General features: G+C 68.7%; 1 protein-coding gene. It reads right to left on the bottom strand.

Going from position 1 to position 265, the window contains the following annotated elements; genetic code table 11:
* Positions 1-265 (bottom strand): beta-ketoacyl synthase N-terminal-like domain-containing protein (locus ACLQ2X_RS28460; protein ID WP_425684152.1); only part of this gene is annotated, 265 nt, incomplete at both ends.

Below are 265 nucleotides of genomic sequence, written 5' to 3'. Positions count from 1 at the left end.
CCAACGACGACGAACACGCCGTATCCACCGTCACCGCAGGCCCCTCCAACCCGAAGTGATACGCCACCCGACCAGAGAGGACGCTCGCGGTGGTTCCGGTGAGCCGGAATCCGGCCGCGTTGCTGGTCGCCTCGTGCAGGGACGGGCCGTACTCCTGGGACATGGCGCCGACGTAGACGCTCGTCGAGCTGCCGCGTAGCGAGTCCGGGGCGATGCCCGCCCGCTCGAACGCCTCCCACGACGTCTCCAACAACAACCGCTGCTG

It is taken from the genome of Micromonospora sp. DT31, from assembly GCF_049841795.1.
Classification (GTDB): Bacteria; Actinomycetota; Actinomycetes; order Mycobacteriales; family Micromonosporaceae; genus Micromonospora.
The sequence above is the reverse complement of the archived record's forward strand: the minus strand, read 5'-3'. Positions and strand labels throughout refer to the sequence as shown.